The following is a 10,585-nucleotide window of genomic DNA, read 5'->3' on the forward strand; positions in this document are numbered from 1 at the left end:
TTGAGCGTTTACATCGACGATGGCCGTGTTGAGATCGACAACAACATAGCCGAGCGCGCTATGAGACCGCTTGGAATCGGAAGAAAAAATTGGCTCTTCGCCGGGTCGGACAAGGGTGGTGAGCGCATCGCCAACATCCTGACCATTATCGAGACTGCCAAACTCCATGGTCATAATCCGGAGGCCTATCTCACAGACGTCCTGACCAGAATCCAGGGGCACCCCAAGGATCGACTTGCGGAACTGCTACCCTGGCAGTGGGCGCCGGCGAAAGACCTATACGACGCTGCGTGATGGCACGATCGCGGTTCATCTACACGCTTAAAGAAGTTGCCCGCGTGATCGGCGAGAACCTCGAACTGATCGAGGAAATCACCGCCAACTCGGACAACATCGCCGAGGGCGAATTGGTGTATGTCCGTGATGGCAGTGAAGATGGCACAAAAGGCCTGACCGAAAACGGAATTGACGATCTTCAAGCTCTGCTCGCCGACATACGGACCTGGGATGGTGGTATCCGCCAGTTCCTTGTCGATGAACAATGCGATCCCGAGATGATAGAGCGTGTCATGGCTGATGAGGCAAAGCGCATCCCATAGCCGCCCGCTCGACCAGACGAAAATGCGTTCGCCGGACGCTCACGATATGACCCCGAATAACGTGGATGTGCTCTAGATGCTCATTCTCAGCCGAACTGCTTGGTCTGTGATCCTCGCCCTCATAATAATGGACCTCGGTATTGCAGCCACTGGATCGAAGTGGCGTAGCCAGCCGCCTTGTCATGTCGGCCGACCACACTCGGTCAGCTATGCCATGGCTGAGAAACAGCGGGCCAGTGAACCGATCGCTTTTGCTGGTGATGGTGAACCCAGACCGTCGGATGAGCCCGTCCAAGACCACGCTCGTTTTACGGGAGCCCAGCCGGGATCGCCGCTGTCTCGATACCGTGGGGTGTCAAAACCGCCGCAAATGACATCTTGTTGGTTATAAGCAGCAACGGCGTCTGCGCCGCAACCTGACGCCGGCGATCTCGGCTGGGCGCTCAACTTGGTGGGGCACGGCTGAGGCTATGCCAGAGACGCGATGGCGGCGGCGACCGGCCGGACCGAGACGGCGTTTGCCGGGCAGCGGATGACGGCGATCTACGACCTAGACAACAACCCTCGGTGTGGGTGGCAAAGAAACTCCGCTTCACCGAGTTCGCGCGCGCAAGCTACCTCAACACGCGAATCGTGGTGGTTTCGCGGGGCTGATCGACGTGATTACTGGAGTGACGCAAGTTTCCTGAACGTGCGAGGAGTTTTTTGCGTGTATTCGGTACGGCCTGTGATTGCCACAATCCAAGAGTGATTGTTAATATTGCGGTGACGCAGTCGTTGCCAAGCAAACCCGGCAATTTGAATTGTATATTCATATCCTTGAGGGAGGAGTGTCATGTCGAAAGCTCGTTCGGAGAACATCGTCGTGAAGTTCAAGCCGGGACAGGCGCCGGGCAATCCGCGCGGTGGGGATGGCGGAGCCAGTGAAGCGCAGGCGCTGCAGTGGAAGCGGGTCTCGGACAGCTTCGGTCCGATGGAGCTGCAGCCGCGCTTCACCGCCATCCCGGCCGACGGGATCGCGCTGCTGGAAAGTGAAGGCAATAAGTCCGGGGAGCCGAAGGCCGGCTCGCTGAACGACTACTTCATTGTCGCCGTACCGGAAGGGGCCGATCCGCGCGCGATGCTGGAGTCGATCCTGGCGCTGCCGGACGTAGAGACGGCGTTCATCGAACCGGTGCCGAGCGATCCGGTGGTAGCGCCGAACGACGATCCGCGATTTCCTAACCAGGGATACCTGAGAGCGGCGCCGGGCGGGATTGACGCAGTATACGCATGGACGCGCGCAGGCGGCGACGGCGCCGGGCAGCACGTGGCCGACGTGGAGCAGGGCTGGACCTTCAACCACGAAGACCTGGTAGCGAAGGGCGGCACACTGATCCATGGCAGCATCGCCAACCCGTCGCGCGCGCACGGCACCTCGGTGTTGGGCGAGATCTGCGCCGTGGACAACACCGTCGGCTGCGTTGGCATCACCCCGGCTTTGCAGACGGTGGTCGGTGCGTCCACCAACGGCTCGTCGGTGGCCAATGCCATCCTGGCCTGTGTGTCGCACCTGACCAATGTGGTGCGGGACAGCGGCGTGATCCTGATCGAGCAGCAATGGGTGAACTGGGAAGGTAACTGGCCGTTGATGATCGTCGAGGTGGCGGCTGACGTGTTCGATGCGATTCGCCTTGCGACCCAACTCGGACACCTGGTGGTGGAAGCTGCCGGCAACGGCGGGCACGACCTCGACACCTATCGCAACACCTCCGGGCAGGCAGTGCTGACGCGCGGCAGCGCAGCGTTCCGCGATTCGGGCGCGCTGGTTGTAGGAGCTGCCACATCCGCTGCCCCGCACAGCCGGCTCAACTTTTCCAACCATGGCAGCCGCATCGACTGCTACGGCTGGGGCCACAACGTGAACACGACCTCGTCGGACCAGAATGGCGCGATCAACCAATACACGACGGGCTTCAACGGCACTTCGAGCGCGTCGCCGATCGTGACAGGGGCGGCGCTGGCGGTGCAGGGCATGAAGCGCGCAGGTGCCGACAAGACACCGATCAACCCTGCAACGCTGCGCGCCATCCTGTCCGACCCCAACCTTGGGACGCGCTCTGCCAACCCAGCCACCGACCGGATCGGCAGCATGCCGGACCTGCGCCGCATCGCGATCGCGTTCCTCAATGTAGCTCCGGAACTCTACATCCGCGACATCGTCGGCGACGTGGGAGGGCCGCATGGCGGCATCTCCTCGGCCAGCCCCGACATCATCATGCGGAATGCCTTGGTGGGCAATCCGCAGGCGGCGTTCGGCGAGGGCAGCACCACCGAAAACAATGTGAACCTCAGCGACACGGTGGAGTTCGGCTCTGACAATTTCGGATATGTGCGGGTGCGGAACCGGGCAGGCGTCATAGGCGACAGTGCCGTCGTGACGCTGTACTGGTCGCCTCCGGCGACGCTGATCACGCCCAGACTTTGGAACCGCATCGGGTCGCGCACCATAGATGTACCGCCCGGGGACGAACTGACTGTGGCGGGCCCATTCGTTTGGCCGGCAGCCTCGGTGCCGGGGCCGGGGCACTACTGCTTTATCGCCACCGTCTCGCACATGCTCGATCTGGGGCCGATACTGGCGACTATCGACCCGATCCAGAATTTCTCCGCCTTCATCCAGGCCAACAACAACGTGGCCTGGCGCAACTTCAACGTTGCCGACATCCGGCCCAGCGGCCCAAGCGAGTCCTCGGCACTTCCGTTCTTCGTACCGAACCCGGAGCCCGGGCCGTTCCTCGACATGCAATTGCTGGTGCGCGCCGGACTGCCGCCGGGGTCCTCGCTCTTCCTAGCGATGCCGGACACGGTGCAGCCGACCAAGGGGCTACACGTCATCCCCGGGCGCGAGCCCAGGACGATCGAGGTAGAGATCAATCCGAACGGTGAGACGGAGCCGTTCGAGACGCAGGTGTTACCGCCGATGACGTGGATGACGCTGAACGCGCGGGTGCCATCCAAGTACTGGGACGGCGAAGGGTTCGAGGTTTCGGCGAGCCAGTTCTACAGAAAGCAGGAAGTGGGGCGGGTAACCTGGTGGCTGACGGTTCCGAGGAAGGACGGGTGAAGCGTCCGGCCCGATCTGGTCGGCAGGACCAGGTTCGTAGTCAATTGCCGGATCGCGCCACAGCTCTGGCAACGTCGCTTCCTCTCCCCTCCGGGCAGAGCTAAGGTGGAGGCTCTGAAGACCCCTCAACTTCGGGGTGGATTCCTGCCTGTCCGTTTTTGCGTCTGCCTTCCTGATAAGCGGACGTTCAGCGGATGCGCTGTGGCAGACTCTGATTGCCGGCATGTTGCGGGCAACACGTGGCGCTGGCAGAGTGCCCAGAACTGAGGGGTTTTCAATGCGACTTCTGACTGCAGTGGCCATGGCGGCCGCTCTCGCCGTGCCGGCGCAGGCCTGGACCACGACTGGCTCCATCTCATGCGGCGGCGCCGGCGGGCTTCCCTGCACCGACTTCCTCAACGCCATGTCCACCGCGCGCCAGCAGGGCATGGAGACGGCGCGAGGCATTACGACCGTCAATCTCTTCGCCCAGTACGCCTTCGGGTTCGTGACCGCCTACAACCTGTCCGTCCCCGGCATGAGAGATATCATTGCTGGCATCCGCGCATCTGGTGCGACGGATACGGCGATGTTGATCACGCTCGAACGATGGTGCGAGGACAATATCACCGAGGACTTTGACAACGCCCTCTTCAACTCGGTCAACACGTTCTCGCCGACGGCATTGCGCGGGCCGACCGAATGACGTCGCCATACGAGGCCGCGGAGGACATCCTACGCGGTGCAAAGGCGGCGCTCGAGGCCGAGAACATGACGATCGATGCAATGCGGAACCGCCGCATCAATCCGGACTGGATCGCCGAAATCGACGAGCAGCTCACGGCCGTCGAACCCTTCACTGCGATGAAGGGTAAGCGCGTCTCGATGGGTGTTGGCGGATTCCGTACCGCCGACCAGATGGCCGGTCATTGGTGCGTGGAACAGATCCTAAAGGGTGCGGAGCTTGAGACAATCGTCGCGAGCGCCGCGGCGGACCTCGCCGCGAACTCGATCGATCTTTATGAGGTGGTCAATCTCAAGGGCGCGAAGGTCGAAAAGGTGACGGAGATCGCGCCAGGCGCATGGCTATATCCGAACGCCGAAGTCCCCACGAACGGAAATTCCGAGATCATGTTTACGATGCCTTTCATGCCGGGCCTTCGCGATCAGCACTGGGGCCTGCTGCAAAAATACTCGGTGAGTCCAGCTATGTTCGAAGGTGAGCGGACGCCGGCCGATCATGAAGCGCTGAAAAAGGGTGACGAGGACAGGACGGCGTTCCGGCGCGATCTTCGCTGGGCCATGATCCTTGCCTGCGATCATGCGATCGAGATGCCTGGTCGATACTCCGTGGCTGTGGGCGATTCTATCCTCATGACCGAGGGCGGCTACTACTATGGCTTGACGGACCCGTTCGTACCTATGGTCACCGACTTCGACGTTCCAAAGGTGCAGTGCTTGCTAAATCTGATCCACCGAATGGACGGCTTCGATTCCTTCGGCATTGCCGTGGAGCGCTTGTCTCGGTCGAGGACGAACTACAACGACATCAACTCAGCTATCGATCTCGGCATGGCTGCCGAAGTGATCCTAATGCATGGGGAGCCCTCGAAGGACGCCGAGATCGCCAATAAGTTGGGTACTCGCGCAGCCTGGTTGATGGGCACCGATCTAGCATCTCGCAAGGCGATCAAGTCCAAGATGTCGACCCTTTATAGTGCACGCTCCGACGCAGTGCATGGCGGGCGCATCACGGAAAAGACGGCGAAGAAATTTGACGGCAAGGCGATGGACGAGTTCGTTCGCGGGATGCTTGTGAAGCTGCTTGAGCGCGGCCGATTTCCCGACTGGAACGATCTAACGCTTGGGGGCACCGGCGATCCTGCTGCCACTATCGATGCCACGCCGCTCGAACTGCCGGCACCCGGCACGGATCAGGACTGATATCACCCGAGGATGGAGGGAAGGCCGCCGCTCTTTGCAGGTCGTATAGCTATGGCTCTCGCCGCCAAAGCTGCCGGCAAACGCATGTCTGGTTTCTGCCGCCTCAATCCAGAGGCAGAACGACTGCAATGGGGTCGAAAGTGGACGTCAAGTTGCACCTGACTTTTGCACCGGACAAGCATTTTAGATTGCAAGGTGCAAAAGCTGTGCATAAATCTTCAATTGTGCACAGCAACCGACACGGCTACTTAGCCAACAAAGGCGATATACACCTACCTCTTTTGGGATCAACGATTGCCACAATGCCGCCGTTGCCAAAAGTGTAGACCGAACCGACCTTGATGTTCAAGGAGACCGGTTCAGGCACTAAGCTCGACCGTGCCGAACGACGCAACGTCATGGCGCTGGCGCAAGCTCGGAAAATTGACGCGGTACTCGTTACTGAGCTGTCTCGCTGGGGCCGCTCGACGGTCGATCTTCTCCATACCCTGCGCAAACTCGAAAGCTGGAAGGTCTCGGTCATCGCCATGAATGAGATGGCGTTCGATTTATCGTCCCCTCACGGCCGAATGCTGGCTACCTTCCTTTCCGGCATTGCCGAATTCGAACGCGACCTCATCAGCGAGCGGGTGAAATCCGGCCTCGCAGCAGCAAAAGCGCGCGGCAAGAAGCTTGGCCGTCAAACCGGAGAACGCCCCAAGTCAGATCGCCTCGCGCCTAAGGTCAAGACTTTGATTGCCGAAAGCCGCAGCTATCGCTGGATTGCACGCGATCTCGGCATCAGCAAGAACACGGTTAGTGATATTGCCCGCCGGGGGCGTGGATGCGAAGATTGACGCGGCCCTGCATCCTGACCTTGGCAAGGTGTTTGCCTTTCTGATCGATCAATCGAGTTTAGGACGACATGACTATAAGCTTTGTTACCACCGCCGAACGACCAGACCTAGCACACACCACTGGAACTTGGCGCTGGGAGGCTTTTTTCAGCGATGGTGAAACTAGCTTGGCTGAAATGCTTGAACTTGATGCGCAATGCGCCAGCAGCCATGATCTTATGCCTACAGTTTTAGTGATGCTCGAAGAACAACAACCGGTTGGAATGGTGGCCCTTTGCTTGGGCGATTTAGAGGGTAGACCTGAGTTGAACCCCTGGCTTGCTGGTCTCTATGTTGATCCTATGCACAGGGGTCGCGGGCACAGCATAAGCTTGATCAACCAACTTGAAGCTTTGGCTCGAAAAGCCGGAATTGAGCGTCTGTCTCTCTACAGCGCTGGTGCAGTTGGTCTATATTCAAAGGCTGGATGGACGACCGTAGAGACGTTCGAGAGAGGTGATAAAACGTTCTCCATCATGCAAAAGCAACTGTCTCCAGAGAATTGAGGAAAGCGCGTTTCCTACCGGCGATTGCTTAGAGTGTCATTTCGCCCCGCGCCGGAACCGACCCCTTAAGCAGGAATGGTTTCCAGAGCCGCCTTGGGCTGGAAGCGGTCACCACTACCCCATCATCGAGTGCTATAAACCTGCAGCTTTGGTCAGATTCACCCGGAACCTATCTCGCCGCCGTTGATATCTTCGCGTCATCTCAGCGGAAGCATGTCCCAACTGCTTCTGCACATAGCGCTCGTCGACCTCCGCCGAGGAGGCAAGGCCGGCGCGCAGCGAGTGCCCGGAGAACTTCTCCGCCCGCTCGATCTCGCTGAGATCACCGCGCACACCCGCGGCCATGGCTGTCCGCTTCACCAGTCGCGCCACCTCCCGGTCGTTGAGACGATCCGGTCCAACGGCTTTGCCTTGTCCGGTCACGCGGCGAAACAGCGGCCCGTGGGCAAGCCTGCCGAAGGTGATCCAGGTCTCCACCGCCACGACCGGGCAGGTGCCATCCGACGACCCCCGCCCGATCTCAACCTCCCGCCATCCGGTCTTGCCGCGCAGGGTGACGAGCATCCCCTGATCAAGGATCTCGATCCAGCCGCGCCCGTCTTCCGTCTGCTCGGCTTTCAGATCGAGACCGACGATCTCGGAGCGGCGCAGGCCGCCAGCATAGCCGATCAGCAGCATGGCGCGATCACGTAGGCCACGCAGCGTTCCCCGGTCGAGCGTCTCGACCATGGCGATGATGTCTTCCGCCAGCACCGCTTCTTTCTGAACCGGAGGTTTGGCATGGCTCTTGCGGATGCCGGACATGACCGTTGCGATGTGACGATCCTTGCGATCGAGCGTAAGGCCGCGCTGGGCATAATTCCACGACAAGGACGCCAGACGTCGCTCGATCGTCGATACTGCGTTCGCCTTCATGCCGCGCGTCGCCGCGCCCGACGCGCAGGCGGTGATGTAGAGACCAACGGTCTGCGGCTGCTGAGGGAGGGGGGCCAGATTGGACCGCCGGCACCACGCAGAAAAATGCTTCCAGTCGGCTGCGTAGGCTTTTCGTGTATTCGCGGAGCTGGCCGCTGCGACGTAGCCCCGGGCACGATCGGCAAGGTTGGCGAGATGGGTAGGCGTCTGATCGTCGCCGACGGGAGAGGGGAGGGGGCTTCCGCCCGATACCTGCGGCGCGGAAACATCATGCCCAGCCGTGCTGAGAGACGGCGCTGAGGTCTTCTCTGTCAGCTGACCGTTTTTCGCGAGACTGGAATTCATTTGTTACCAATGGGTTAGCCGGTTCAGATTTCGTGAGACCGTTTCGGTTTCGTTGAGACTGAATTGTCACGCGATTCAGATATGGTGAGACGCGCCCGAGCCATTAATTGTGAGACTGAGCGACAACAGGCTTCTCTGCACCAGTAGGTCGAAGAAATGAATAAGATCAGAGCCATAGCAACGCTGGGCGGGCGTCTGCGGAGGATGGCGTTGCACAGGACCGCTTTGATGACGGCCGAGTCTCACGAATTCCGGTCATCTGACAGTTCTGCTCGATGATTTTCGCCATTCTGGCATCATGCAAAATACGTCCGATAAGTCAACGTTATCGGACGTAATTAGTAAGCGACAGTGTGTGCGGATTTCCTGGTTTTCGATGGCATAATCCGCACATCTGAGCTACGGTCCTCTCATGACTTTGTGCAACATACCGGTCGGCTCTGCCACTGCCTCCAGCTTTATCCTGCCGTCTTGGTCGATGTCGCCGCGCGCTGTCGAGACGGAAAGTGACGCGGCCTTCTGCGCCGGCATTGCTCTGAAAACGCTGGATGATCTGGTTCGCAGCGAGCCGGTGTGGGCGGGCTGCTGGCGCGCGCGTCTGACCCTTCGATCCGCTGCTGCGGCCGTGCGCCTGACAGGGCGCACCGAGGGGGAAGCCGAGCTGCGGGATGCCATGCTGTTGTCGTCGGACGCCGGTGATCTCGGGCCGGCCGGAAACGTCTATTCCGCCTACAGGAAGCTTGGCGCCCGCAAAGGTCCTATGAACACCGCGTTCCTCCAGGAGCTCGCCACGTTGTCGTCGCTGCGCTGGGACGATCGCCTGGCCGGCGTGGTCGATCTGCTCGATGGCGGGCTGCAGTCGGCCCTATCCCCACCCTTTGCCGTGGCCGATCTCGTCTCAGTCATCCATGCCGTTCGCCCAGATGCCGAACGCCTGGCCTGGGGGCTTGCCGACGGGTTGATGGCGCAGCGGCTCGGCTGGACACAGCCGGTTTTTCTCCTGATGGGGGAGCGCGGCGGACCGGCGTTCCGCACGCTGGGTGGCCGCGGACGCGTGCGGCCAGGCGAGCCGGCCTTTGCACGCGCGGTGTGTCTGGCACTGGTCGAGGGTGTACGGGCCGCACTGCAAATCGCAAGCGAGATTGATCGGCGCGCCCGGCAGCTCGTGACGGTGGCGCCAAGACTGCGCACGAAAGGCGGAGAGGGCGTGCTCCGGCGATTGCTGGATGAGGATGCGGTGTCCGCCTCCGCTCCCGGGGCAAACCTGTCGCGCTGGGCCAGCCGGCGGATGTTCGAGCGGCTGGAGGCTTCCGGTGCTGTGCGGGAGCTTTCCGGCCGCAGCATGTTTCGGATCTACGGGCTGTGACGATGGTGGACTCGAGCACAGGGGCCCGTCGCACCGGGAAACGGCACGATGATCGCGTTTTTGACCGGGAGCTCGAGGACCTGCCAGCGGCGTTGCGGTGGCGGGAATGGATGATGCGGGTCGAGGCGGTGATCTTTGCGTCCGCCGAGCCGGTGAAGCGCGAAACACTGGCCCGCGTCGTCGGCAAGGCCTGCGCCATCGATCTGCTGGTCGATGATCTGCGCGAGGAGCTGGTCGGGCGGCCCTATGAACTCGTCTCCGTGGCTGGCGGCTGGCAGCATCGCACCCGTAGCGTTTATGCCGATACCATTCGTGCATCGACGGTTGAGACGCGGTCACTGGCGGCGACGCTATCTCGCCAGGAGGCCGCCGTCCTGATGGCGATCGCCACGCTGCAGCCGGTCACCCGTGGCGAACTTTCAAAAACCTTCGGCAAGGAGATCAGCCGGGACACCATTGCGAGCCTGCGCAGCGCCGGTTTGATTGCTTCTGGCCCGCGCAGCCCCACCCCCGGTGCGCCCTACACCTATGTCACCACCCGGCATTTCCTCAGCGCCTTCGGCATGGAGACGCTGCAGGACTTGCCCGATGTCGAGATGCTGGAGGATGCGGGGCTGATGCAGGGGCGGGGGGCTGATGTGGCGTTGCCGCTAGATGGCGTTGAGGAGGCCGACGCGGACGAGGCGTAATGGGAATGCTTGCAATCGCGTTATGCGGTTTGATCTCAATTCTGCCCAGACATTTCAGTCGCGCGGCGACATCCCATGCACGGCATCTCCGGACATTGCGGCTATCGCAGAACTCCGTATTTTGCGATGTCGCAAAAGCCAGCAAAACAAGTGTCTTTCTAATCGGGCAGACTGTCTGAAAAGTAGTCGGGCTGGTGCCACTTCCAAGATACCACCATCTCTTCAGGCGAAACGGGTTCGTAAATTCTCGACGTAGGCACT

At 60.9% G+C, this 10,585-nt stretch carries 10 protein-coding genes; 9 read left to right on the forward strand and 1 reads right to left on the reverse strand.

Translation table 11 applies throughout. The features are described 5' to 3' along the window. From C8J33_RS26260 to C8J33_RS26290, 7 genes are all read left to right on the forward strand, one after another. On the forward strand, positions 1-294 hold a 294-nt coding region (locus tag C8J33_RS26260), incomplete at its 5' end, for a transposase domain-containing protein (RefSeq protein ID WP_132665876.1). Continuing rightward, a complete protein-coding gene (locus C8J33_RS27735) occupies positions 294-599 on the forward strand; it encodes a hypothetical protein (RefSeq protein WP_132665877.1) in 306 nt (101 codons plus the stop codon). The genes C8J33_RS26260 and C8J33_RS27735, both read left to right, overlap by 1 nt. 835 nt (positions 600-1,434) lie before the next feature. Next, positions 1,435-3,705, forward strand: coding sequence for a S8 family peptidase (locus C8J33_RS26270; RefSeq protein WP_132665878.1), 2,271 nt, complete (start codon positions 1,435-1,437; stop codon positions 3,703-3,705). A 277-nt stretch (positions 3,706-3,982) separates the two neighbouring features. After that, complete coding sequence (locus tag C8J33_RS26275) at positions 3,983-4,390, forward strand: hypothetical protein (protein WP_132665879.1); 408 nt, start codon at positions 3,983-3,985, stop codon at positions 4,388-4,390. Continuing rightward, positions 4,387-5,628: a HEPN domain-containing protein gene (locus C8J33_RS26280; protein ID WP_132665880.1), complete on the forward strand. Its 1,242-nt coding sequence runs from the start codon at positions 4,387-4,389 to the stop codon at positions 5,626-5,628. The genes C8J33_RS26275 and C8J33_RS26280 overlap by 4 nt, the downstream gene beginning before the upstream one ends. A 341-nt stretch (positions 5,629-5,969) precedes the next feature. After that, positions 5,970-6,464, forward strand: a complete 495-nt coding sequence (locus tag C8J33_RS26285) for a recombinase family protein (protein WP_132665881.1) — start codon at positions 5,970-5,972, stop codon at positions 6,462-6,464. Positions 6,465-6,532: 68 nt separating this feature from the next. Next, entirely contained in the window at positions 6,533-7,009 is a 477-nt protein-coding gene (locus tag C8J33_RS26290; RefSeq protein ID WP_132665882.1) for a GNAT family N-acetyltransferase, read from the forward strand. A 132-nt stretch (positions 7,010-7,141) separates the two neighbouring features. Here the strand turns inward: C8J33_RS26290 and C8J33_RS26295 are convergent, their stop codons facing one another. After that, positions 7,142-8,269, reverse strand: a complete 1,128-nt coding sequence (locus tag C8J33_RS26295) for a site-specific integrase (protein WP_132665883.1) — start codon at positions 8,267-8,269, stop codon at positions 7,142-7,144. Positions 8,270-8,681: 412 nt separating this feature from the next. Between C8J33_RS26295 and C8J33_RS26300 the strand changes: the two genes are divergently transcribed. Both C8J33_RS26300 and scpB read left to right on the forward strand, forming a co-directional pair. Further along, positions 8,682-9,635 (forward strand): DUF1403 family protein, encoded by a 954-nt coding sequence (locus C8J33_RS26300; RefSeq protein ID WP_132665884.1) that lies wholly within the window; start codon positions 8,682-8,684, stop codon positions 9,633-9,635. 2 nt (positions 9,636-9,637) lie between these two features. Then, a complete protein-coding gene (gene scpB, locus C8J33_RS26305) occupies positions 9,638-10,324 on the forward strand; it encodes an SMC-Scp complex subunit ScpB (RefSeq protein ID WP_132665885.1) in 687 nt (228 codons plus the stop codon). The last annotated feature ends 261 nt before the right edge of the window (positions 10,325-10,585 follow it).

It is taken from the genome of Rhizobium sp. PP-CC-3G-465, from assembly GCF_004343445.1.
In the GTDB taxonomy this organism is placed as follows: domain Bacteria; phylum Pseudomonadota; class Alphaproteobacteria; order Rhizobiales; family Rhizobiaceae; genus Ferranicluibacter; species Ferranicluibacter rubi.